The organism is Fibrisoma limi BUZ 3 (assembly GCF_000296815.2).
Lineage (GTDB): Bacteria > Bacteroidota > Bacteroidia > Cytophagales > Spirosomataceae > Fibrisoma > Fibrisoma limi.
Map to the genome: position 1 here is coordinate 346,298 of NZ_CAIT01000007.1, position 23,272 is coordinate 369,569.

At 53.1% G+C, this 23,272-nt stretch carries 22 protein-coding genes; 16 read left to right on the forward strand and 6 right to left on the reverse strand.

The window, feature by feature from the left end; all coding sequences use genetic code 11:
• Positions 1-40 precede the first annotated feature (40 nt).
• Complete coding sequence (gene nagA / locus BN8_RS17705) at positions 41-1,231, forward strand: N-acetylglucosamine-6-phosphate deacetylase (RefSeq protein ID WP_009283284.1); 1,191 nt, start codon at positions 41-43, stop codon at positions 1,229-1,231.
• On the opposite strand, the gene ribD is transcribed toward nagA, so the two are convergent.
• On the reverse strand, positions 1,211-2,236 hold the full coding sequence (gene ribD, locus BN8_RS17710) for a bifunctional diaminohydroxyphosphoribosylaminopyrimidine deaminase/5-amino-6-(5-phosphoribosylamino)uracil reductase RibD (protein WP_009283285.1): 1,026 nt from the start codon (positions 2,234-2,236) through the stop codon (positions 1,211-1,213). The genes nagA and ribD overlap by 21 nt on opposite strands.
• Before the next feature lie 136 nt (positions 2,237-2,372).
• On the opposite strand from ribD, the gene prmC reads away from it, so the two are divergent.
• From prmC to msrB, 3 genes are all read left to right on the forward strand, one after another.
• Positions 2,373-3,221: a peptide chain release factor N(5)-glutamine methyltransferase gene (prmC, locus tag BN8_RS17715; RefSeq protein ID WP_009283286.1), complete on the forward strand. Its 849-nt coding sequence runs from the start codon at positions 2,373-2,375 to the stop codon at positions 3,219-3,221.
• A 108-nt stretch (positions 3,222-3,329) separates the two neighbouring features.
• Positions 3,330-4,304 (forward strand): AAA family ATPase, encoded by a 975-nt coding sequence (locus BN8_RS17720; RefSeq protein WP_009283287.1) that lies wholly within the window; start codon positions 3,330-3,332, stop codon positions 4,302-4,304.
• A 38-nt stretch (positions 4,305-4,342) separates the two neighbouring features.
• A complete protein-coding gene (msrB, locus tag BN8_RS17725) occupies positions 4,343-4,852 on the forward strand; it encodes a peptide-methionine (R)-S-oxide reductase MsrB (protein ID WP_009283288.1) in 510 nt (169 codons plus the stop codon).
• 8 nt (positions 4,853-4,860) lie between these two features.
• Here the strand turns inward: msrB and glgP are convergent, their stop codons facing one another.
• From glgP to fumC, 3 genes are all read right to left on the reverse strand, one after another.
• Positions 4,861-6,519 carry an alpha-glucan family phosphorylase gene (gene glgP, locus BN8_RS17730; protein WP_009283290.1) on the reverse strand — a complete coding sequence of 553 codons (1,659 nt, stop codon included), beginning with the start codon at positions 6,517-6,519 and terminating at the stop codon, positions 4,861-4,863.
• A gap of 182 nt (positions 6,520-6,701) precedes the next feature.
• Positions 6,702-6,905 (reverse strand): hypothetical protein, encoded by a 204-nt coding sequence (locus tag BN8_RS32940; protein ID WP_009283292.1) that lies wholly within the window; start codon positions 6,903-6,905, stop codon positions 6,702-6,704.
• 178 nt (positions 6,906-7,083) lie between these two features.
• Positions 7,084-8,484: a class II fumarate hydratase gene (fumC, locus tag BN8_RS17735; RefSeq protein ID WP_009283293.1), complete on the reverse strand. Its 1,401-nt coding sequence runs from the start codon at positions 8,482-8,484 to the stop codon at positions 7,084-7,086.
• 135 nt (positions 8,485-8,619) lie between these two features.
• On the opposite strand from fumC, the gene BN8_RS17740 reads away from it, so the two are divergent.
• A complete protein-coding gene (locus BN8_RS17740; RefSeq protein ID WP_040006217.1) occupies positions 8,620-9,060 on the forward strand; it encodes an Xre family toxin-antitoxin system antitoxin in 441 nt (146 codons plus the stop codon).
• A 71-nt stretch (positions 9,061-9,131) separates the two neighbouring features.
• Positions 9,132-9,581, forward strand: a complete 450-nt coding sequence (locus BN8_RS32560) for an RES family NAD+ phosphorylase (RefSeq protein WP_009283295.1) — start codon at positions 9,132-9,134, stop codon at positions 9,579-9,581.
• A gap of 101 nt (positions 9,582-9,682) precedes the next feature.
• Here BN8_RS32560 and BN8_RS17745 read toward each other — a convergent pair whose 3' ends face one another.
• Positions 9,683-10,711, reverse strand: coding sequence for a sensor histidine kinase (locus BN8_RS17745; RefSeq protein ID WP_009283296.1), 1,029 nt, complete (start codon positions 10,709-10,711; stop codon positions 9,683-9,685).
• Between the two features lie 200 nt (positions 10,712-10,911).
• Positions 10,912-12,168, reverse strand: coding sequence for a PQQ-dependent sugar dehydrogenase (locus BN8_RS17750; protein WP_040006297.1), 1,257 nt, complete (start codon positions 12,166-12,168; stop codon positions 10,912-10,914).
• Positions 12,169-12,579: 411 nt separating this feature from the next.
• Between BN8_RS17750 and BN8_RS17755 the strand changes: the two genes are divergently transcribed.
• The 10 genes from BN8_RS17755 (at position 12,580) to BN8_RS17800 (ending at position 23,163) form a co-directional block, all read left to right on the forward strand.
• Complete coding sequence (locus tag BN8_RS17755) at positions 12,580-13,167, forward strand: DUF7010 family protein (protein ID WP_144051765.1); 588 nt, start codon at positions 12,580-12,582, stop codon at positions 13,165-13,167.
• Positions 13,168-13,279: 112 nt separating this feature from the next.
• Positions 13,280-14,230, forward strand: a complete 951-nt coding sequence (locus tag BN8_RS17760) for a sensor histidine kinase (protein ID WP_229368100.1) — start codon at positions 13,280-13,282, stop codon at positions 14,228-14,230.
• Positions 14,231-14,360: 130 nt separating this feature from the next.
• Entirely contained in the window at positions 14,361-15,167 is an 807-nt protein-coding gene (locus BN8_RS17765; RefSeq protein ID WP_009283300.1) for a helix-turn-helix domain-containing protein, read from the forward strand.
• A 62-nt stretch (positions 15,168-15,229) separates the two neighbouring features.
• Positions 15,230-16,516 (forward strand): hypothetical protein, encoded by a 1,287-nt coding sequence (locus BN8_RS17770; RefSeq protein ID WP_009283301.1) that lies wholly within the window; start codon positions 15,230-15,232, stop codon positions 16,514-16,516.
• A gap of 55 nt (positions 16,517-16,571) precedes the next feature.
• Positions 16,572-17,162: a cupin domain-containing protein gene (locus BN8_RS17775; RefSeq protein WP_009283302.1), complete on the forward strand. Its 591-nt coding sequence runs from the start codon at positions 16,572-16,574 to the stop codon at positions 17,160-17,162.
• Positions 17,163-17,331: 169 nt separating this feature from the next.
• Complete coding sequence (locus BN8_RS17780; RefSeq protein WP_009283304.1) at positions 17,332-19,098, forward strand: IPT/TIG domain-containing protein; 1,767 nt, start codon at positions 17,332-17,334, stop codon at positions 19,096-19,098.
• A gap of 135 nt (positions 19,099-19,233) precedes the next feature.
• Positions 19,234-19,767 (forward strand): hypothetical protein, encoded by a 534-nt coding sequence (locus BN8_RS17785; protein ID WP_009283305.1) that lies wholly within the window; start codon positions 19,234-19,236, stop codon positions 19,765-19,767.
• Positions 19,768-20,066: 299 nt separating this feature from the next.
• Positions 20,067-20,666, forward strand: coding sequence for a cupin domain-containing protein (locus BN8_RS31905; RefSeq protein ID WP_009283306.1), 600 nt, complete (start codon positions 20,067-20,069; stop codon positions 20,664-20,666).
• A 17-nt stretch (positions 20,667-20,683) separates the two neighbouring features.
• Positions 20,684-21,928: a DUF8225 domain-containing protein gene (locus BN8_RS17795; protein ID WP_009283307.1), complete on the forward strand. Its 1,245-nt coding sequence runs from the start codon at positions 20,684-20,686 to the stop codon at positions 21,926-21,928.
• Positions 21,925-23,163 (forward strand): Dyp-type peroxidase, encoded by a 1,239-nt coding sequence (locus BN8_RS17800; RefSeq protein ID WP_009283308.1) that lies wholly within the window; start codon positions 21,925-21,927, stop codon positions 23,161-23,163. Before BN8_RS17795 ends, BN8_RS17800 begins: the two co-directional genes overlap by 4 nt.
• Positions 23,164-23,272: the final 109 nt, after the last annotated feature.

Consider the following 23,272-nt stretch of genomic DNA (forward strand, 5'->3'; position numbering starts at 1 on the left):
CTTGTCGACCGGTTTTCGCCCTGCGGCCGGTTGCTTTTTTATGACTTCCTCCTCCGATTTTGTCTTCACGAATGCCACCGTTTTCACCGGTTTTGACTTTATTTCAAACGCCTTTGTCCGCGTCGCCAACGGCCGGATTCAGGAAGTCTCTGCCAGCCCACTTTCCGCGCAGGAACCTGTTGACATTCAAGGCGATTACCTGGTACCGGGCATGGTCGATCTGCAACTATATGGCGGTTCGCACCAGCTTCTGAATGAACAACCCACCCCCGATACGGTCCGGCACATTTACGAAACCCACCTCCGCAACGGCACGACTACGTTGCTGCCCACGATCAATTCCACGTCGCTGGAAATCATGCAGCAGGCTACATCGGCGGTGCAGGTAGTGCGCCAGGAAAATCCCTTTGGCGTACCCGGTATCCATATCGAAGGACCGTATTTCAACCCAATTAAACGCGGTGCTCACAGCTCCGTTTACGTCCGGACGCCTGCTGAAGGTGAACTCGAAGCCCTGTTCAGTACCAACGCCGATGCCATCCGTATCCTGACGCTGGCTCCCGAAGTATTGACAACGGAAGAACTGGCCATGATCCAGCGGCTCAAACACCCGAACACGCTGCTTTCGCTGGGACATTCCAACGCTACGTATCAGCAGGCCATCACGGCGCTGAACAACGACATTCCCCTCGCTACGCATCTCTACAACGCCATGCGGGGCTATGAAAGTCGCGAACCGGGCGTCGTCGGGGCTGTGTTTGACCACCCCACCGTCCGGGCCAGCATCATCGCCGACGGTTACCACTGCGATCCGGCTACCATCCGCATTGCCCACCGGCTGCTCGGCGACCGACTGTTCCTGATTTCGGATGCGCTGTTTGCCAAAGTGCCGGGCATAGATGGCCCCCGGACTGAGTTTTCGCTGGGCGAATTTGTGGTGCATTACGAAACGGACCCCAACGGACCGGGCCGCTACGTCAATTTCGAAGGAAAACTGGCCGGCTCCGCCATTACGCTCCTCGACTGCGTACGGGTGTGCGTCGAACGCGTCGGCCTATCGCTGACCGATGCCCTGCGAAAAGCGTCAACCATCCCGGCCGACATCATCAGCCTGGGTGATACGTTGGGCCGGATTCAGCCGGGCTACGTGGCCAATCTGGTCCGGGTGGACCGGTCGCTGCGCGCTAAAGGCGTCTGGACCGAAGGCATGCTACGGATGGCACACGAGTAATGTATCGTCGCCTATCTGTTCCTGGCTTACCAGCCTGCCCTGAATTGCGGGGGCTTTGATACCAGCGCCGAGCAGCTTGGGGCATCGGAACACCCGCATTTCGTCCCAAAGACCCGCGTCAATGAACGATTGCAGCAATGTGCTACCTCCTTCGACCAGCACGGACTGAATCCGGCGTTCATAGAGGTCGGCCAGCAGTTGCGGCAGGAACGGCTTGTCTGGGCTAAGCTGAATGTAGCTGGTCTGCCCGACCGTTTCGGTCTTAATGAAATTATAGCCCAGTGTCGGCTGCGTATTGTCAAACAGATTCAGGTCAGCAGCCAGGGCGAGCTGCTTGTCAATCACGATGCGCGTCGGATTGCGCCCTGGCACAAGTCGTACGTTCAGCCGGGGATTATCCGTCCGGGCCGTGTTGGTACCCACCATGATGGCATCTTCGTCAGCCCGCCAGCGGTGAACAAGTCGCTGGCTCAACGGCCCACTGATCTGCACAGGTTGCCCGCCCTCACCGGCAATGTACCCATCGGCGGTTTCAGCCCATTTCAAGATGATGTACGGCCGTTGTTTTTCTATGAACGTAAAGAAACGGGCGTTCAGTAACCGGCCCTGTTCGGCCAGTAGCCCCGTTTCGACCTCAATCCCAGCCGCCCTGAGTTTAGAAAACCCCTGCCCGGCTACTAAGGGGTTAGGATCATCGTTGCAGCAGATCACCCGCTTCACGCGCTTCTCAATCAGCAAATCAGCGCAGGGTGGCTGCTTGCCGTAGTGCGAACAGGGCTCCAGCGTCACGTAGAGCGTGCTTTCGGGCAACAGGATTTCCCCCTCCTGGCTGAGCGACCGGATCGCATTTCGTTCGGCATGGGCGTCGCCGTATCGCTGGTGCCATCCCTCACCGATGATCCGGCCTTCGTGTTCGATCACACAGCCAACCATCGGATTTGGACTGACCGAACCACGCCCTAATGTGGCCAGTTCAAGGGCGCGGAGCATGAAGCGTTCGTTCATAGGCGAGAAAATCTCCATCTAAGGTTTTGCTTATTAATTTTTGGGAAATACACGGTGTCCAAAACTGGTCCTGGTAAACCGTAAACCGAAAACTTCTTTAGTTTTACACAAAATTAGTACTACCTGACTGAATCGAATGGCGACGGCCAAACCACTATATCAACAGCTCACACAACAAATAAAGGGGTATCCGCCTGAAGAAGCGCGGGAGATGGCCTTTATGTTACTGGATCATTACTTCGGCCTGCGCAAGACCGACGTACTGACTGATAAGCCCTTACCACCCAACCGGACGGAGCCAGACTGGTCGCAGATTGTGAGTCGGCTGAACCAGCAGGAACCCATTCAGCACGTTATCGGCACAACGATCTTCTGCGGGCTGGAATTTGAGGTTTCGCCGGATGTGCTGATTCCACGACCCGAGACCGAGGATCTGGTCCGGCTGATTATGCACGACTTTGCCGAACGTACCGACTTGGTAAAGATTCTGGACATTGGCACCGGCAGCGGCTGTATTGCCGTCACGCTGGCCCGGTTCATTCCACAGGCCGATGTGATGGGCTGGGACGTGTCCGACAAAGCCCTAGCTATGGCCCGGCGCAATGCCGATCAGCTCAATGCCGACGTTACGTTCGAAAAACAGGACATCCTGAACGTAACAGACACCGAACTGCGCAAGTTTGACTGCGTGGTGAGTAATCCGCCCTACGTCACCCGTTCCGAAGCGGCCGCTATGGACCGCAACGTGCTGGACTATGAACCCGGCCTGGCTTTGTTCGTCGATGATAGCGACCCACTCGTATTCTACAAGGCCGTTGCTGATTTTTGTACCCGTCACCTGACGAAAGACGGTGCCTGTTACGTTGAAATCAACGAGCGTTTTGGCGAAGCAACCCGTCAGGTTTTTGAAGAACGCGGCTTCCGGCAGATTCAGGTGTACAAGGACATCCACGGGAAAGATCGCAGCGTTCGGGCAACGTTTTAGGTTTTCGGTTAATTTGTTTGTAGTTAGTGGTTCGTCGTTGACAGGCGTGTCTTACTCGCTGTGTTAACCAACAACAAACTACGCACTACAAACTACATACTACAACCAATGCAAGCCACGACATTTACATACCATACAAAAATTCGCGAGGTGTTCAGCGAGATGAGCCAGGTCGTGGTGGGGCAGGAACGCCTGCTCAACCGCCTGCTGATCGGCCTGTTTACCGGTGGCCATATTCTGCTGGAAGGGGTTCCCGGCCTGGCCAAAACCCTGACCATTAACACCTTGGCCAAGGTTTTGAACCTTGATTTTCAGCGCATTCAGTTCACACCGGACCTGCTGCCCGCCGACCTGATCGGTACGATGATTTTCAACCAGAAAACCGCTGAGTTTGAAGTAAAGCAGGGGCCAATATTTGCCAATCTGATCCTGGCCGATGAGGTAAACCGGTCGCCGGCGAAAGTGCAGGCTGCCCTGCTGGAAGCCATGCAGGAAAAACAGGTGACCATCGGCGAAGAAACGTTTGTACTCGACCGTCCGTTTCTGGTGCTGGCCACGCAGAACCCCGTCGAGCAGGAAGGTACGTATCCGCTGCCCGAAGCTCAGGTCGACCGGTTCATGATGAAAGTGTTCGTTGATTACCTGAGCAAGGAAGATGAACTGGAGGTGATGCGCCGGATGTCGAACATGAACTTCGACTACGAAGTGCGGCCGGTGCTCGACAAAGAGGATCTGGTTGCCATCCGCGATGAAATCAATGCAATCAACATTTCCGAAACGCTCGAACGCTACATCATCGAACTGGTGTTCGCGACACGCCGACCCATGGAGTACAACCTCCGCGACGAAGCCCGCTACATTCAGTTCGGCGTATCGCCCCGGGCCAGTATTAACCTCAATCTGGCCGCTAAAGCCCTCGCTTACTTCGACCGGCGCGATTACGTATTACCGGAGGACATCAAAGAAGTAGCCCCCGACGTATTCAACCACCGCATCATGCTCAACTACGAAGCGGAAGCCGATGGCGTTTCGACCTTGCAGGTGATTGATTCCATTCTGCGTAAGGTAGCGATCGGTAGCTGAACCGGACGGCCCGATGGTTCTGTTTAGTAGGTATACCTATGAAACAGAACCGCTTATTTCTGCTGATTGCCGTACTGCTGGGGGTAGGCTTGTGGACCTACGGAACGTTTTTTGCCCTCCCTCGCCCACCCCACCGTCGACCAGTCGGCGCTACATCACCCGGAAACCGACGGGTTGAAAAAACAGATGCGGAATGGCGCGGGTTATTGACCTGGGCGCAGTACCGCGTTATGCGGGACAGGGGGACGGAATGGCCCAACAGCAGCCCGCTCACGAACGAACACCGGCAAGGTACGTACGTCTGCGCAGGCTGTCGCAACCCACTATTTGCGTCTCACACCAAATTTGAATCGGGTACAGGGTGGCCAAGCTTCTACGCGCCCATCGTTCCGAATGCGATCTACACCGAGCCCGACGGAAACCGGACCGAAGTGCGCTGTTCCGTTTGCGACGCCCATTTAGGCCACGTATTTGAAGACGGTCCTGAACCCACCGGCCTGCGGTATTGCATGAACGGGGTAGCGTTGGCCTTCGTGCCGACGCGTTAGTACGGTCCTCATTGATAGACGTGCTCGTAATACTCCTCAGCCATCCGATTAGCCCCAAAAAAGGCGTTGACATCGTTCATACTGCGTAGCACAAGCGCCTGCCAGTCCGCCGGGCGCTCATAGTACATTGGTAAGATTTCGTTTTCCAGGAAGGTAAAAAGATGATCGCGGTCATGGGCATCGCGGGCGTAGTAGGGTAGCTCGGGGTCGGCCGTGGGCACCAGGAAACAGTTTTCGCCGGGTTTGGCAAACTCCCGTATCCAGCCGTCGTTCGTTGAGATGTTTACAGCACCATTCATTGCGGCCGTCATCCCGCTGGTACCCGATGCTTCGCGGGTTACGATGGGCGTGTTGAGCCAGCCGTCGGCTCCGTCTTTCAGCAGTTTCGACAGGCCTAGTTCATAGCCGGTCAGTACGGCCATGTTCGGAAAAAGGTGACTCAGGAAATACAGACGGTTAAAAATTTCAATGGCCCCCGCATCCATCGGGTAGGGTTTGCCCGCCCAGATGACCTGAATGGGGTATTTCGTCTGGTTGAGCAATCGCGCAAACCGGTCGGCATCTTCGGTCAATAAGTCCGGTCGTTTGTACGCAGCAAACCGACGCGCCCAGACCAGCGTCAGTACGTTGGGATCAAACAGCTTACCTACCTGGTCGGCCACTACCCGGAACAGGGTGGCTTTCAGTTCTTTTTTGCGCTGGGCAATAGCCTCAACATCCCCAGCGAGTCGGGCGGCTTCGATGGCGGGGTCAGTCCAGTATTGCTGGTTCTGGGCGTTGGTAACGTGGATGATTGGACAAATCCCTTCGTAACGGCCCCACATCTGCCGGGCGACATCGCCGTGGAGTTTGGAAACCCCGTTGGCTATTCGGCTCAGGCGCAGCGCCACCAGCGAGTGGTTAAACACATCGTCGTGGATACCGCTGATCTCCCGCACCGTCGGCAGAGGAACCTCCCCAAAAAAGCCCATGTCGTTCAGCAAGTTAATGTCGTGCTTTTCGTTGCCGGCTTCTTCGGGCGTATGGGTCGTGAAAACCAGTTTCTCCCGCAGCTTCTCCACACTATCGACTTGCTGAAAAAGTTGAAAAGCGGCCGGTAAAGCGTGGGCTTCGTTGAAGTGATATACCTCCGGCGCGAAGCCGAGCGCATCGACCAGTTTCGCGCCCCCCAGTCCCAGCAGCATACACTGAGCGATTTTCAGCCGCACATCGTTGTCGTAAAGCCGGTACGAAATCAATCGGCTGGCCTGATCGTTGCCGTCAATATCGGTCGTCAGGAAGAACAACGGTACGGTCTGGAACGTATCAGGTTTCAGATAATAGGCCCGCACCCGCACCGGTCGCCGAAACACGTCAATCGTAAATTCGATTCCGGTGTTCTGCAGGAACGAGTAAATCTTCTCCCGAAACTGCACATCCATCGTGTTATCAGTCCTGCGAATTTGGTCGTAGTAGCCATATTTCCACAGTACACTGACGCCGATCAGGTTCTGCCCCAGTTCATAGGCACTTTTCATGTGCGAACCGGCCAGAAAGCCCAAACCACCCGAGTAGGTTTTGAGCGCCTGATCGACAGCGACTTCCATCGAAAAATAAACGACTGGTTTTGAAAAACGGGGATTGATCGAATACGGCACCTGAAACGGTAAAGCGAACGACGTGCTCATTTGAGAAGGGGCTAGAAATCTGACGAACGAATTAATCTCTGTTCACTCAAGTTTACTTAAATACCTAACAAACAAAAAGCCGGGAGCAGAATCTTCCGGCTTTTTAGCTATCAAATTAGGTAAACTGATTTACTGACTCATTTTACTAATTTCCATTGTTCATCCCAACATTCCTGCAACTATTAAAAAAGCGAAATGACTTCGTGACCAAGGTCGCTCAGTTGCTGGTAGCCACCAGGTTCGACAACGTAGTAGCGTTTATCGGGACCGTAGGTGATGCACAAACCCGTTGGTCGATCCTCCAGCAGGGAACTTATAAAGCGCAGGGCACTCATTAGGCTGTCGAAACAGGAATACTTGTCTGAAATGGCATGTGCTCGTTCCATCTGCTTTTCTACTGTGGTTTTGTAGAGTAAATATGAAAAGCAGATGTTAAAGCGGACTTAAAGGCACCTTAAAGGTCAGTTAAATAAATGATGCAAACTTATGCAGTATAGATTATTGAGCTGGGGATGTAGTGACAGGTTCAGAACCTGTCACTACATCCCCAGCTCAATAATCTATTTACTTAATTTCTCCCACCATATCACCTGGAACAACCCACTGATCAAACTCGTCGGGGGTCAGGTAGCCGAGCTGAACGGCCGTTTCTTTGAGCGTTGAGCCGTTTTTATGGGCCGTCTGCGCAATCTCGGCAGCTTTGTAGTAACCGATCTTGGTGTTCAGCGCCGTAACCAGCATGAGCGAGTTGTTCACGTGCTTCGTAATGTTCTCCTCAATCGGGCGGATACCTTCAGCGCATTTGTCGTTGAACGATACGCAGACGTCGCCGATCAACCGGGCTGAGTGCAGGAAGTTGTAAATCATCACCGGCTTGAATACGTTCAGTTCAAAGTGACCGGTCATGCCGCCGATGTTGATCGCTACGTCGTTGCCCATCACCTGCGCAGCCACCATTGTCATGGCTTCGCACTGCGTCGGGTTCACCTTACCCGGCATGATGCTGCTGCCGGGCTCGTTGTCGGGGATAAATAATTCGCCAATGCCCGCCCGCGGACCACTCGACAGCATCCGGATATCGTTACCAATCTTCATCAGGCTGGCGGCTACGGTTTTCAGGGCACCGTGCGCTTCAACGATCGCATCGTGAGCGGCCAGGGCTTCAAACTTGTTTTCGGCGGTAACGAACGGCAATCCCGTCAGGTCGGCGATGTGTTTGGCTACGTTCTCGGCGTAGTTGGGGGGCGTATTGATACCCGTACCCACGGCCGTACCGCCTAAAGCCAATTCCGACAGGTGCGCCAGGGTATTGTTGATGGCCCGCAGTCCGTGATCGAGCTGCGAGACGTAGCCTGAGAACTCCTGCCCTACGGTCAGGGGAGTGGCATCCATGAAGTGCGTCCGGCCGATCTTCACGACGTGCATAAACTCCTGCGACTTGGCCGCCAGCGTATCGCGCAATTTCGTGATGCCCGGAATTGTTACCTCCACCAGAATCTTGTAGGCCGCGATGTGCATGGCCGTTGGGAACGTATCGTTCGACGACTGCGATTTGTTGACGTCGTCGTTGGGGTGCAGAAACTTCTTTTCATCGGTAAGCTGACCGCCTTGCAGTACGTGTCCACGGTAGGCCACAACCTCGTTCACGTTCATGTTCGACTGCGTACCTGATCCAGTTTGCCAAACCACCAGCGGAAACTGATCGTCGAGTTTACCCTCCAGAATTTCGTCGCAGGCCCGGCCAATGAGGTCGGCTTTGTCCTGCGGCAGCACGCCCGCGTCGAGGTTAGTCAGTGCGGCTGCTTTTTTGAGGTACGCGAACGCCCGGATGATCTCGCGGGGCATTTTATTGATGTCCTGGGCAATCTTAAAGTTTTCGATGGAACGCTGGGTCTGGGCACCCCAGTACACATTGGCCGGTACCTGTACCTGGCCCATCGTGTCTTTCTCGATTCTATACTCCATGAATTGACTAAATGAGTTATGGACTAATTGACTTGAGGGCAAAGGTATTAACAGCGCCGTATTTTGACTACACGATTGAATGATTACCTTTGACAAGTCGTTATCAAATGACAGAAATAAAACTATCAGTTGATTATGCAGGTCTCTATTCGTAAAATAATCGAAGGTTTAGGCGGTGATCGGTTTATCAACAGGCCAGTTCGCCATGAATTTGACCTTATTGAAGTGGCTAAGGAAGGATTACCCATGGAATCCGTTGCTTACCTCCAAACTAATTTCGGTTTTACGAACAAAGAAATGAGCCATATTCTGGCAATATCTGAGAGTACTTACCAACGCCGTATACGTGCTAAATCGAGGCTCACGCAGGACGAGACGGAGAAGGCTATCTCCTTGTCGGAATTATATGCTAAAGGCATTGAGGTGTTCCGAAATCAAGCCGACTTTGATACGTGGCTTCAGACAAAAATTCCTGCTATGGGTAATCAACGCCCGGTTGATATGCTTACCTCAATGATTGGCCGCCAATACGTCATGGATGAGTTGAATCGCATTCTTCACGGTATATTCTCCTGATGTCAGGGGGACATTCTCCTCAAAAAACGGAGATAGTAGAACGGGATGCTGAGTACCATTAGCTTTAGGGCATGATTCTTTATCGAATTGCTGATGACCGCTACGCTTCCGACCTGAACGGAACGGGTGGCTTATTTGCTCCGGGGCGCTGGCACCGACGTGGGACACCAATTGTTTATTTAACCGAGCATATATCATTGGCCAAGCTGGAAGTACTGGCTCACTCACCAGCCTTACCCACAGGAAGGGTGTTGGTAGCAGTTAGTCTACCAGACAATTCATCCATAATGATTAAGGAGTCAGGAACTTTACCCGACGGCTGGCAAAGCTGGCCTTATCTGGACGAATTAGCCGATATAGCCGAGCGATGGATTCGTGAGGGCAGATATTGGATTATGCGGGTACCTTCCGCCCAATCGCCTTCTGAACATAATTACCTGCTCAATCCGATACATCCGGAACACAAAAATCTTCAACTCATCACTATTGAGCCTCACCCTTTCGATCCGCGCTTAAAATAGGAGGGGTATCCTTTCAACGTTCAGTCAACGCTGATCAACTGTCGCTGAACCAACTACTCGCTTAGATTTTATCCATCATGCCGCTTTTGAAGCCCTTCTGCTTATACCAACGGCAGGGTTACCCGAAACTCGTGTCCATCATCTTCGATGGTGGGCGTAGGCTGCCCCAGCATCTGGTACTTGGTGAGAATGTTGCTCAGCCCTACCCCGTTGCTCAGTGCCCGGCTCGGTTTACGCTGTAAATTATTACTCACCACCAGGCGCTGCTGTTCATCGGTCGACAGGGCGATCGTCAACGGTTGACTGGGCAGGATGATATTGTGTTTGACAGCGTTCTCAATCAGTAGTTGCAGGGTGAGCGGGGGGAGTTGGCGCGACTCCAAACCGGGCTGTATGTGCGTTACGAGCGAAATGGCTTCGCCATGCCGCGTTTTCAGCAGATGATAGTACGAATTAGCAAAGTCCAGCTCACTGGACAAAGGAACCAGTGGAGCCTCGTTGCTACGTAGCAGATATCGATAAACCGAGCTGAGTTCTTCGCTGAAGGTCTCCGCTTTTCGGGGGTCCTCACTAATCAGGGCAGTGAGCGAATTGAGGCTGTTGAACAGAAAATGCGGATTGACCTGCTGGCGAAGCGCATCCAGTTGCCCCTGCATCTGCGCCTTGGTCAGGGTTTCAATCTGTTGCTGAGCGACTTGCCAGTTGTCGTAGCTATCCACCGTTTCGTAGACAATCATGACGATGGCCACCGATACCATCACGAACAGCACACTAAAAAGCAGTCGAACCGGATCAGCCGTGAAGCCCGGCAACTGAATTTGAACAAAGACGTTGAAAAGCACCAGGGCATGCAGGCTGGCGTTGGCCGCCGATGCCATAAACCGCAGCAAGGCCCGCATCACGTACTGCCGGGGATGAGGGTGCTGCGCATTGATCTTCAGCCCCATGTAGTTGCCGATCATCCAGACGGAAAACGTAAACCCGGCCGTTATTACTGTTGCCCCTCCGAACGTTACCCAGTTTGTCCAGTAATTATTGCCGATAATAATCCAGCTTAACATACAACTGTTAATCGGGATGAAGATCAGTTGCAGTACTCGATCATATTTTGAATAAACGGGCAATTTCATAGACTGGTGCGAGCAGACGTTCGGCCGTAAAAATAGAGAGGAGCGTCTCTGCGTCAAACGATTAAGTAACAAGCCCGTAAAAAGCCGTGATGAATTGTAAGAAGTTGTCCCTGAATACGCTACGTGCTTACCTGATCTTTCCAAAACCAAAAAGGCCGGAAATGTGTATCTCCGGCCTTTTTGATTGTCAGGAACGAACCTTACTTTTTAGCGATCCGGTACAGCCTTCCTTGGTCAGTCACGGCGTACAGCGCTCCGTCGTTGCCCTGCGTTACGTCCCGGAAGCGCTGGTACTGATCGGCCAGCAGCCGTTCTTCGCCTACCACTTTGTTTTTTTCAATCACCAGCCGTGCGATGTGCATCCCGCTCAGTGTCCCAACAAAGAGGTTGTTTTTCCATTCGGGAATAGCATTGCCGCTGTAGAATGTCATGCCACTGGGCGACACCGAGGGGTCCCAGTAATAGACCGGTTGCTCCAGCCCTTCTTTCTGCTGAATAGCTTCCCCTACTTTCTTACCGCTGTATTCAATTCCGTAGGTGATGGTAGGCCAGCCATAGTTTTTGCCCGGTTCAACGCGGTTGATTTCATCCCCTCCTCGCGGGCCAAATTCGCCTTCCCACAAATCGCCCGTTACGGGGTGAAAAGCCAGGCTCTGGACGTTCCGGTGTCCGTAGGAATACAGTTCAGGACGGGCTTCGGTTTGCCCGACAAACGGATTTCCGGAAGCTGGCTTACCGTCTTTTGTTATCCGAATCACCTTCCCTAAACCCGAATTGGTCGATTGCGCCTGCGGCCGGGTTACCAGGTCCGAACGTTCGCCAGTGCTGATAATCAGATTGCCGGCTTTATCGATCAGGATACGTCCGCCGTAGTGCAGCGTTCCTTTATAGGCAGGCGTAGCGCGGTAGATGACCGTAGCGCCCTCGATTTTCTTTTCGTCGGCCGACAGTTTGCCTTTAGCTACCGCCGTCAGGTTGCCGTCGGGAAGCGGCTCGGAAAATACCCAGTACACCATTCGGTTGGAGGCAAAATCGGGATCTACCCGTACGCCCAGCAATCCGCCCTGACCAGCCGCATTAACTTTCGGCAGGCCCGTAATCGGTTCGCTAACCTGACCAGCCGACGTAACGATCCGCATTGTTCCCTCTTTTTCGGTAACCAGCAGCCGTCCATCCGGCAGGCTCGTAATACCCCACGGACTTTTGAGGGCTTCCGTCAGTACCTTCCCCTCGTAAGGTGTTGATGTTTTTACACCGGCAACCCGGGTTTGGCCCGAAAAGGCAGGAGTGTAGTTCGAATTGGGGTCCTTGGTTTCGACCGGCGGAAGGCTACCACTGGCCTGCGCCACTGATTTAGAGTTGTCTGCTACGTTCTGTCCACAGGCGCCTACTGCCAGCGAGAGGCCTACCATGAACAGCAGTACGCTGCTCGTCGTGTGTAATTTGTCGTGTTGCATGATAAGTTTACCAAAGTTCTGTAGTAACGTAAATTCAGGGATGCAGCGTTCGCAGTCGGAACTGTCTTTTGCTGGCCCGTTGGTTGAGTTCACCGGTTGGACTACCCAGGAATGCGGAACAAATTTAGTTGAATCCAGCAATCGGTTTCAATCTGAGCGCCGGATGCCAGAACGCATTTTCTACAAATGTGATAAATCGCCTTGGCAGTCGTATCGGATTTCCCTGTTTTGATGCTCAGTCGTTCACCGATTAATAAAAGCTGCTTCATTGGCAGCAACTTCCGTTTCGAGGTTTTTGAGCTTGGTTTGGCTTGGCAGTATGGGGATTTTCACTGCAAGTTTCATTGATCAGCCCTGCCCATGGAACGATCAGTCTTTTGCAGATACAAACTCACAGTAACCCTCCTACGTATGACCTTTGCCGAACAACTCGATCGCGAACGCCGGCGTTATTTTGTCCGCAGCAACGGTGGTATAGCCTTGCCTGCCGCCGGAACACTTTATTGGTTAGCCCTGAGTATAGCTGGGTTCTGGCTCAAACCAGGTCAGTGGATGCTACTGGCTTTTACTACCAGCGGCCTGATATTTCCGTTGGGCCTGGCGCTGCAAAAACCGCTGCGAGCTAACATACTCATCAAATCGCCCCTGTCGGGCCTGATCGGGCCGGCATTAACGACAATGATGCTGAGCTGGCCGGTTACCATAGCGGCCTCTGGTGTCGATAAAGCCCTGGTTCCATTGACCCTGGCTGTGGGCATGAGCCTACACTGGCCAATTATTGGCTGGCTATTCGGTAGCCGCGTTTGTATCATTCACGCCATTAGTCGGGCCGCACTGACAACGGGGATATGGTACCTATTTCCGAGCGACCGGTTTACCCTCATACCGCTGGCTGTTGGCTTACTATATGGACTTACCGTATGGGGTATCAGGTATGAGGTAAGAAAAGCTGAGCAAAACCTGGAATCGATTGAGGTTGGGCATGAAGTATCTTTATGAAAAACGGTGCTTTACTACCGTGCTCATTAGCCCATTAACTCAATCTATGAAGCGTACGTGGTCGGCACTTATTGGTATACCCATTTGGGTGTTTGTAGTCAACCTACTGAACATGCGTTGGTACAATAACGACTGGCTTACGTATGTCTGGACATCATTCCTGATCATTCTCTACATTTTTCTCTTCTGGCGAGTCGGGTTGTGGTGGGTCAGGCAAGTGCAGACCTGGCTACCAACGCTTCAGCAAACACGCCAACGGGTCCTGCTTACATTTGGGGGGTATCTGCTCGGTGTACTGAGTATTCAGGCGGCTTTTCTTTTTCTGATCAGCCATTGGAAGCTGCTGGCCGTTTCTAACATGCCTTCCCTGTACGTTTGGCAGGCCCTTATTGGCGCAATGGCCGTGGTCATAACGGGCAGCATCTACGAATTTTCTTATTATTTCGGACTATACACGAAAGCGGTCGATGAAGTCAAAGCGGCTAACAAAGCCTTGTATAACAGCGAACTGAATGCATTAAAACAGCAGGTGAACCCACACTTCCTGTTCAACAGCCTCAACATTCTTGATTCACTCATTGACGATGATCCTCAGCAGGCACGTGTATTTCTTGACGACCTAAGTAGTGTGTATCGGTACCTGCTACGCTTCAATGAACAGAACTTAACGGACTTAACTGATGAGTTGGGTTTTATTCAATCGTACTACCAGTTGCTAAAGACCCGCCACGGCAGTGGACTGACCATGGTTGTTGCTGTTGATGAGCACTTGGGTCACTACCAGATTCCCCCGCTAACGCTGCAACTCCTGGTCGAGAACGCCGTCAAACACAACATCGTGCTGCCCGACCAGCCACTAACCATAGAAATCAAAGCTGACGGGGAAGCTCAGCTTTCGGTAAGCAATACGCTGCAAAAGAAACCAACGCGGGTATTGAGCAATGGCGTCGGGCTAAGCAACATCATGGCCAAGTACCAGATGCTGGGCCAGCCTGCGCCTACCGTCCAGGAAACCGACAGAGTGTTTGTGGTTAAACTCCCACTGATTACCAAGGCCAATTAACCAGTCAACATACAGTACAGCATCCTGCCAATGCCGCTTCATCGGCAGTTTATTCCGCTTCAACGCTTTCAGCGTTGTTTGCACGTAGCATTAAGGACATTTTCACTGCATCATTTATCGTCCTTAATTCATGGAACAGTCAGCCTTTACACTACCGCCAACGGCCCTCAGCCACATGGTTCAGGCGTTCTGGCAGGTTGAACGCAGCCAGGAGGCTCCTGTAGCCGAAACGATCGTACCAATAGGGGTCGTTGAGGTTATTTTCATTCTTAACGATGCCCCCATCCATTCGCAGGTAGGTGGAACCTCGTGCCGGCTCCCTCGCTGCTTCATAAATGGCTACAATACGCAACCCATTGCTCAACAAATTCCAACTCAGCAGGCTTTCTTTGGCGTAGTGCTTCACTCAACTGCCGTCAAACGCTTGTTCAACATCACCGCGCCAGATTTTACTGACGCCTGCACCGATATGACGCTGGTTGATCCGGCAATTAACGCCCTCTGGCACAAGATCGCTGAACAGCCAACGTTTGCCGGCCGGGTTCGGATTGTGTCCGACATACTGACAAAACGAGTGACGCGCATCGACGCTCGGGAACAGGCGTTCAATCGGTTTATCCATGAGCATGCAAACAGCACCCTGTCCGTGCCGCAGGTCGCCGACATGCTGTGCTACTCCCCACGGCAATTGTCCCGCAAGCTCCTGGCGCTGACAGGTCTGAATACCGAACAGACGTTACTTTACAAAAAGTATCTGAATGCCCTTGAACTGGTTCATCATTCGTCGTTGTCGCTGACACAGATCGCCCACACCTGCCAGTTCACCGACCAGGCGCATTTCACGAAAACCTTTAAATCATACACGGGTATTACGCCGGGCGAGTACCGCAGCCGAAAAAGTCCACTTGTGGGGCATCTGTTTGAGAATGTCCGTTAAATACAAGTTCGGCCGAGTGCGCTATCGGACCTTTGCAGCACAACAAATGCTAACAAACGGTCATGACAACAACGCACACCTCAACCCGCCCGCGATTTAGGGCCGCGCTTTTTCCTTTCTCTTTAGTTGCCTGCTTCGGGCTATTGTTTACTTCCTGCAAGAAAGAAGTAGATGTGGTTACTCCTAAACCGCCCGTCGAGGTACCAACCAATCCACAGACACCAGTTGGAGCTGTTACGCCCGTAGCCACCCCTGAGGGAACGGCCATCACGGCTACGATTGGCCCAGCCGGTGGCACCCTCGAATCGGCTGATAAACGCCTTCGAGTGACGATCCCGGCCGGGGCGTTGAGCAGCAACCAAACCATCTCAGTACAGCCGCTTACCCAGAACCACTGCCCACTGGGTACGGGAAAGTCTTTCCGGCTGACGCCCCACGGACTGACTTTTTCCAAACCTGCCACCATCAGCTTTCACTACGACGACAAGGACGTGAACGGCTCGGCTCCTCAACTGCTACGGGTAGCTTTTCAGAACGATAAGGGAAGCTGGCAGTCGCCGGCCACCAGGGGTATTGACACCACCGCCCGCCTGGTGACGGTGCAGACGACCCACTTCAGCGACTGGGGGCTGTTCCACAGAATGGAGGTTAGCCCCGACCATGCCTTCGTCAGTCCGGGCGAAGAGGTTAAACTCAAGGTGTTGGAAGTACCAATTAATCCCTATGAGAAGGAGGATGACCAACTCGTGCCGATACCATATTATGTACCGAGCAAATACATTGAGCGATGGGTGCTGTATGGTGATGGTGTTCTGGTCCACAGGCTGAACGAAGGGACTTATTTTGCTCCAAAGCAGATTCCAGCCGACAACCCCGAAACGATAACCGTATTTCTCAACCAGTCGACCACCATTGACGGGCAGGTGTTCAAAGACCTGCGGCTGGTGTCGAACATCTTCGTTGCACCGGAAGGCATTTCCTTTCAGGTGAGCAAGGATGACTGGAAAACTTTTCCAGGTGGTGCCAATGTAGGTTCCGGGAACAACCTGATAGCGGGAAAGATTGGCGAAGAGCACGTACAGGTTATCTGGACGGGTACACCGACCGGTACGTACTCCTGGACAGCCGGACCCAGCGTATCGTTTCTTTACGTCAACGGCTTGTTTCATCGCTCACACATGTACTTTAAGGAAGTGAGTGGCGGGAGCCTGCGGGTGAATAACGACCACCCGGACTGGGTAGTCGGCACCTTTACATTGACCAGAGCCGGCTGGTATGACGTAGCGCCTGTCCCGCCCGCTCACGGTACTTCGTCGATAAAAGGAGTCTTCCGTGTCAAGCGGTTGTAAGGCGCATTATTTACAAGTTTTCCAATCAACCATAAACAACAAATCACGTACAATCATGAATTATTCATTGCCGCATACCATCGAGAGTCACCTCGGCGAAATTCTGACATTCAAAAGCATCCGCCACGAGCCGGACGGAGACGTACTGATCGCTCATAGCTTTACTCAGCCCGGCAGCGGTCCACCAATGCATACCCACTGGCTTCAGGACGAAGGCTTCACCGTGCTGGAAGGCCGAATCGGCTACCAGATGGCCGGGCAGCCGGCGCAGTACGCCGGTCCGGGCGAGTCGGTGGTGTTCAAGCGGGGCGTTTCGCACCGCTTCTGGAACGCCGGTTCGGAGGTGTTGCACTGCGAGGGGTGGTTAAAACCCGCCAACCACTTTGTGTTCTTCCTGAGCAGCGTTTACGCGGCCCAGAACAAATCCGGCAAAGCTCAGCCTGAACTCTTCGACGCGGCCTACCTATTGACCCGCTATGCGAGCGAATACAAAATGGACAACATCCCCCCGTTTGTCACAAAAGTGGTTATGCCCGTCGTGTATCGGTTGGGCAAACTGCTCAATAAATATGAGCACTTCAAAAACGCACCTGAGCCGATACAGCAGGTGCCAGTGTTGATGAACAATATGGATACAGTAGGCTGATTGACTTACACATAGGTACATAAGGAACGTAGGGTCAGCCGGAATGTATCAGCTACGTGTTGTTTTACAAAAGCCGCTTCATAGGCGGCTTTTGCCGTTTCAGCTGGTTTGCTAATCGAGAAAAAGGTCGGTTGAAGCAACTTCGAGTCGTTAAACACAACACGTACTCATGAACTCGAAAACTTTCCTCTACCTCGCTCTTTCCCTGTTGACATTGGGAGCGATGAGCTGCAAAAAGGGCATTGACCCCGTAGCTCCTGACCAGACAGAAGAACCTATCCAGGGTGTGGTGCGACCAGCAGGCACATCACTGGGTACCGTTACAAAAAAACAGATTGGCCCCGACGGTGGTAGTCTCAAATCGGCGGACGGTACACTCACAATCACCGTACCCGCCGGGGCTTTAACAGCCCTGACCGAAGTAGGCATTGAACCCATCACCGGCACCTGCCCCGGGGGCATTGGCCACGGCTGGCGACTTACTCCACATGGCGTAATTTTTTCGAAACCGGTGCAGTTGACGATTGACTACACGGCCGTAAAGGATAGTGTATTACTTCCGCAGGCGCTGGGGCTGGCTTATCAGGACAGCAAGGGTATATGGCAATTTATCGGTGCTACAGCCGTCAACGCGTCAGCTCATACCGTGACTGCCCAAACGAATCATTTCAGCGACTGGCAGGCAATTTCGTGGCTGACGCTAAATCCGATTGCCGATCAGTTGCACGAAAAACAGCAGGTGATCATTGAAGCAGAGAGATACGTATATGTTCCCACCAGCAGCGACGATGTTTTTGTACCGATAGGAGCTAATTACGAAAATGGTTACCCAGTCGGCGAAGCACATATGCTGCCCCGCAAGTATATCAAAGACTGGTCGCTGATCGGACCGGGATCGTTGCAGGAATCGTTCACATTCCCCGAAGCCGTTTATACCGCTCCAGATCAAATTCAGAAGACGCAAACAGCAACGGTAGCTTTGGAACTGAAAGGTTTTAAAAACAAGGCCATTCTGTTATCGAATCTGACGCTGCTGGGCAATGAGCCTACCATCGAATACCTGCAAGTGGCCGAACGAGACGGACCAAAGACCAAAGAAAGTGAACTGATCATCTACGGAGCCAATTTCGGGACAGCGGATAAAACCAAATCGACCGTAAGGATCAACGGCGCACTGGTCGATGCAGAGGATATCAGCGTATGGGCTGATAACATCATTATCTGCTCCATTCCTTTGATTGGCCCCAAATCGTCGGGACCGGTCGTGGTATCGGCGAGTGGGCGGGCCAGCCAACCCCATATTTTAAACGAGTGGAACGTGGAAATGTATTGGGAGCGTAAGCAGGGCAGACTGAACGATGATATTGTCGAAAAAGCGACGGTACACCTCCGCATCCGGGGCGATGCCACAACTCCACCCACAAACCTGCAACCGTTCCTAAAGCAAAACTACGTTAATACGCTTTCGTACGTGAATTGGGAGGCAGGTGGAATGGGTGCCTCGTCGTATAACAATAGTGAAGGCTGCGCTTCGGAGAAAGTGACCTGGGAAAAAAGCGCAGGAAAAATTAACCTGACGCCACAAGGGAAGGTTACCGACGACCTTTATTTTTCCGATAAACTGCACCACTTACCGGGCAAAGGATTCGAAGTACAGCTTCAGTTTCATGCCAACGACGCCATACCATCGCATCATGTCATCACGCCCTGTAAGGGAAACCCTATCGTTACTAAGTATCCTCATGCGCTAAACTTTCCGACGAGCTTCCTGAATGATCGTTTCCCGCTGCTTTTCAACGGCACAACACTGAAAGGGGGCAGTTCGCGAACGCTGAAAATGGTGCCTGATTCACGCTTAAACTGGGATGTGAATGACTTCTTCAATTACACGCATGAAGTGAAGGTAGTCTGGAAGGATACACCTGCCCGATATTAAGATTGAGCAGGTAATCCATACCTGCGACAAAAGCCGCTTCATAGGCGGCTTTTGCCGTTTCAGCCCAACCGGCCTTGAACACGCCCCGGTGGCAGACCAACTTTGAGTCGTAAACAACAATCCTCGTTTAAACCAATGAAAACTATACTACTCGCATTGCTGTCCGTAGCAGTTCTCACCACAAGCTGCAAGAAAGGCACCGACGTGATTCCCGGCGGGCACGTTGACACAAAAGCCGTTGGCAAATGGATGTACGGCTCCTTTGCCATGGGCGATTTCTGGTCGTACGATGGTGCGTATCAGGGCAAGCCGTTTGAGCTTGCGGTCGTTTTCGACTTTAAGGAGAACGGTACGTACGAAAAGTATTTTGTAGCCTCCACCCGCGATTACATCGGTTGCCGAACCGAATCGTTCAGTTACGAAAAGGGAAGCGTCGACTTTAACGAAACCGACGGGTCATTTACTACCCCACCCGCAGAAGGTAAGTACCGGGGCTTCTATTCCTGTATTCCCAGCAAGAACATAAACCGCAAGATGGAACGCTCGGAGCTGAAATCGCAGACGTACTACTACGAACTAAAAACAGGCAGTAACCGCCAGCCTAATCTGGTTGTGCGCTTCAATCCGGGCGATGTGAACACGAGTACGTTCCTGCCGACGTCGTGGTGATGAACGGCCTGCTGTCATCGCGATCGTATCAGGTTTAGTCGGTCCGACAATCTTTAGCCATTCGTAGACTATGCTTTGCTGATCAAATCAGTATAAAGCCACTTCATGAGTGGCTTTTGCTGTTTCAACCGGCTCATTGTTGCTTGGAGTGAGGCAGTTAACCAATTTCAAGCTTACACTTTGTGTCGATCTGTTTTCGCTGATGCAGGCATCGGGATTTGGGGCCTGCATCAGGTGTGGCAAGTCATCGCATTGGCAACCGCAATCCTTTTCCTTTCTGCTCAATCAAACCACATATTATGGCACATCCCAATCAAATTCTGCACAACGCATCGACCGGACAAACGATTCGCTTCGTCCGGACAGGGTGCGAAACGAACGGGCAACTGCTCGAAATGGAAGCAACGTTCCGGGCGCATAGTGTCGAACCAGTTGCCCACTACCACCCGCACCAAACCGAAGCGTTTACCATACTCTCCGGCGAGTTGACCGTAGTGATGGATGGGAAAATGCAGACGCTCAAACCCGGCATCACCCTGCATATTCCGAAGAACACAGTGCACTCGATGTGGAACGACTCCGACGCCGAAACGGTGGTGAACTGGCAGGTCCGCCCGGCACTCGACACCGCCGAGTTTTTTGAGACCGTAACGGGACTGGTCAACGATGGCAAAGTGACGCCCAAAGGCATGCCACCGCTGCTGCAAACCGCCCTGATGGCTCAACGTTTTGCCAACGTATTCCGCCTGGCAAAGCCGCCCCACTTTATACAAAAACTAGTTTTCGGCCTGCTGACGCCCGTTGCCTATGCCGTCGGCTATCGCCCGACGTATCAGAAATACGTAGATATTTCCGTTGAGCCGAACAAGCCGACAGCGTCCCGGGTGGCTAGCAACTAATTAGCGCTTTGTTATCGATGAAAACCAACTACCAATCGCCGGGCGGTGTCGATGCCCTGAGCAAAGCGCTGCTCACGCGCTGGAACACCGTCATTCAAACCGTTTATGACGGACTGAAACCGTATCAGTCCCGATTTTTTAAACTCAATCCGGCCGAGTTGAGTCAACCTGATGCAACGGCCATCACCTGGTTCGCAGACCCGGCAACCCCGGCATCCTGCAAAGACATCGACATTGCCCGCCAACTTGCCGACTGGGGCGTTCGCGGGCGGCAGGCCCTGCACGATGAGTACTGTGAATACCACATCGTGTACCGAACCGACCAGCAGGGCAACCTGCGGCCAAAGCGCGTACACGTTACGACCGAACTGCGGGTGTACTGGACCATGCTGGCCATGGCTAATCCGACCAGGCTCCGTAACGTAGCCGCAGAGATACTGGGGTTCGTTCCCTCCTGGCAGGATCTGTACGGTGTCGCCGACCCGTTCAAACTAAGCGAAACGGCCCGCGAAATTGCGTTCTCAACCCAGAACGCCGGTCATGGCGGACGGGCTGATCTGCAAAAGAAAGGCGTACCGGCTCAGCCCGTCGGCAAGCTGAATACGGATAATCTGCTGTTTATGACCAGTCCCGTCAACGGTCTCGACGACCTGTTGTTCATTTTCATGTTCGGGGCGCATCCCTACGCCACCCGCAATGGAGACCAGCTCGAACGGGCAACCAAGGAGCAGATTTTTCGGTACCATCAAACCGAGGAGTTTGCGTGTCGGCATGCTGACCCGGCAGCTTCGATGAGTGCCTATAATGCGGTGTTCGAAGGGCGAACGGTAGCGTTTGCCGACCCGGTAGGGCTGTATATGCACACTTTTGCCGACAACGTATTCAGCTATAAGGGTAAAGACATTCCCGACACGTGGGTTCGGTTCAGCCGGGGTCGGCAGCGGCTGGAGTTCGGCCCTGGCGACGACGAGCCCATTTTTCTGGATGATTTGACGGTAGCGCTGGGGGGCGACGAGTACCCGGTTACGGGAGGTTTTCAGGTAGTTCAGCAATTGGAGATCGGCCCGACTATCCTTTTTGGTGCTCCCATTCCGATACTGGACACCGACTATATCATTCTGAATATCAGCGTCGATCCCATCCGCTGCAATGAGTCCCGCACCTGCGAACAGGTCGATGCGCTGCACAAAGCCTACCTGAATAGCCAGGTTCCGGCTATCGAGAAAGTAAGTCCGCGGATTGTAAAACCGGTTGTCGCATGATCACGGGGGTTCAGGAAGGTATTTTCTGGCAGGAGAAGACCACGCCCGGTGCTCACTTCGGCATCCTGTTTTTACGGCTGAATGACGACCTTGACGCGGCTTCGGCCTACGAGGGGTTACGTAGTCTCTGGATGATGTACCAGAACCTGAAACAGGGCCGTACCGCCGATTTACCCGGCATACAATTGCCTGATTCGCACCTGACCGTCACCATCGGCTACGGGCGTAATCTGTTCGGGCGGGTCGCGGGTGTACGCCAGGCCGTACCGCAGGGACTGAAGCTGTACGGAAACCTCAAAAGCCCGGCTCCCACAGGCGGGGGCGAGATTCTGAAAGGCGCGGGTTTGTCGTACTCATCCAAAACACTCAAGAACCCGGCGACCGAAGACATTGTGGTGCAGTTTACGGCCGCTACTGCCCTTGGTGTAAATCAGGCCATTGTCGAAACCTGGAAATTCCTGACGTTTACGAGGCCTTTCGCGGCTTTCGGCAAGTTTTATACGGGCTTTCAGCGCGAAGACCGCCGAAGCTGGCTTGGCTTCCACGACGGCATTTCTAACCTCCGCAGTGGCAAAGAACGACAGAACGCCATCGAAATTAAACCGGGTATTGCGGCCGATAGCTGGGTAGAGCGGGGAACGTACCTGGTGTTCATGCGGATTGAGGTTGATTTGCGAGTCTGGCACCGGCTTGGTCTGGCTGATCAGGAGTTGCTGGTAGGCCGTACCAAACTGTCGGGGTGTCCGGTGGTTGGGATCGACCCGGCGACGCAGGCGCTACGCGTACCAACGGGTTGCCCTGTGGTGGATACCAAGCAAATCACCGATCCGACTCCTGCGGGCAGTAATTTTCCGTTTTTCGAGACGCCCGTTATCGCCGATCCGGTTGTACTGCTCAGCCACGTGCAGCGGGCCAACCACCACATTGCCCCCACCAGCGACCGTAACTCGCTCCGTATTTTTCGACAGGGCTATGAATTTCTCGAATCAACCAACGAATCGCCGGGCTTCAGCGCTGGGCTAAACTTTGTCAGCTTCCAGGATACCCCCGAACGGGTAACCCGTATGCTGACGTCGCCGTCGTGGCTGGGTGGCGTAAACTTCGGCAGCAATGATACCCACCCGACGAATCGGGATACCCCTTTGCTCAGTGTACTGGCCGGTGGCGTTTACGTAGTACCACCCGCCAATGATCAGGACCTGCTGCCCGGTTACGATCTGTTCGTGGTAGGGTAACAAGTTACCCATTCATCGACTCGACCAAAGGCCCAACAGGATGTTTGTAGAGCCGGTTCAACCCGGCTTCAGGTTACCGGGAGTAACCAGGTAGCAAAACGTGATTAGA

Bases quoted from the DNA above. Each gene is read 5' to 3' on its own strand.
- BN8_RS17795 (WP_009283307.1), top strand. From the start codon at position 20,684: ATGAAAACCAACTACCAATCGCCGGGCGGTGTCGATGCCCTGAGCAAA.
- BN8_RS17745 (WP_009283296.1), bottom strand. From the start codon at position 10,711: ATGAAATTGCCCGTTTATTCAAAATATGATCGAGTACTGCAACTGATC.
- BN8_RS17800 (WP_009283308.1), top strand. From the start codon at position 21,925: ATGATCACGGGGGTTCAGGAAGGTATTTTCTGGCAGGAGAAGACCACG.
- BN8_RS17770 (WP_009283301.1), top strand. From the start codon at position 15,230: ATGACAACAACGCACACCTCAACCCGCCCGCGATTTAGGGCCGCGCTT.
- BN8_RS17755 (WP_144051765.1), top strand. From the start codon at position 12,580: ATGACCTTTGCCGAACAACTCGATCGCGAACGCCGGCGTTATTTTGTC.
- prmC (WP_009283286.1), top strand. From the start codon at position 2,373: ATGGCGACGGCCAAACCACTATATCAACAGCTCACACAACAAATAAAG.
- ribD (WP_009283285.1), bottom strand. From the start codon at position 2,236: ATGAACGAACGCTTCATGCTCCGCGCCCTTGAACTGGCCACATTAGGG.
- fumC (WP_009283293.1), bottom strand. From the start codon at position 8,484: ATGGAGTATAGAATCGAGAAAGACACGATGGGCCAGGTACAGGTACCG.
- BN8_RS17720 (WP_009283287.1), top strand. From the start codon at position 3,330: ATGCAAGCCACGACATTTACATACCATACAAAAATTCGCGAGGTGTTC.
- nagA (WP_009283284.1), top strand. From the start codon at position 41: ATGACTTCCTCCTCCGATTTTGTCTTCACGAATGCCACCGTTTTCACC.
- BN8_RS32560 (WP_009283295.1), top strand. From the start codon at position 9,132: ATGATTCTTTATCGAATTGCTGATGACCGCTACGCTTCCGACCTGAAC.
- BN8_RS17765 (WP_009283300.1), top strand. From the start codon at position 14,361: ATGGAACAGTCAGCCTTTACACTACCGCCAACGGCCCTCAGCCACATG.
- BN8_RS17785 (WP_009283305.1), top strand. From the start codon at position 19,234: ATGAAAACTATACTACTCGCATTGCTGTCCGTAGCAGTTCTCACCACA.
- glgP (WP_009283290.1), bottom strand. From the start codon at position 6,519: ATGAGCACGTCGTTCGCTTTACCGTTTCAGGTGCCGTATTCGATCAAT.
- BN8_RS17775 (WP_009283302.1), top strand. From the start codon at position 16,572: ATGAATTATTCATTGCCGCATACCATCGAGAGTCACCTCGGCGAAATT.
- BN8_RS17740 (WP_040006217.1), top strand. From the start codon at position 8,620: ATGCAGGTCTCTATTCGTAAAATAATCGAAGGTTTAGGCGGTGATCGG.
- BN8_RS32940 (WP_009283292.1), bottom strand. From the start codon at position 6,905: ATGGAACGAGCACATGCCATTTCAGACAAGTATTCCTGTTTCGACAGC.
- BN8_RS17760 (WP_229368100.1), top strand. From the start codon at position 13,280: ATGCGTTGGTACAATAACGACTGGCTTACGTATGTCTGGACATCATTC.
- BN8_RS31905 (WP_009283306.1), top strand. From the start codon at position 20,067: ATGGCACATCCCAATCAAATTCTGCACAACGCATCGACCGGACAAACG.
- BN8_RS17780 (WP_009283304.1), top strand. From the start codon at position 17,332: ATGAACTCGAAAACTTTCCTCTACCTCGCTCTTTCCCTGTTGACATTG.
- BN8_RS17750 (WP_040006297.1), bottom strand. From the start codon at position 12,168: ATGCAACACGACAAATTACACACGACGAGCAGCGTACTGCTGTTCATG.
- msrB (WP_009283288.1), top strand. From the start codon at position 4,343: ATGAAACAGAACCGCTTATTTCTGCTGATTGCCGTACTGCTGGGGGTA.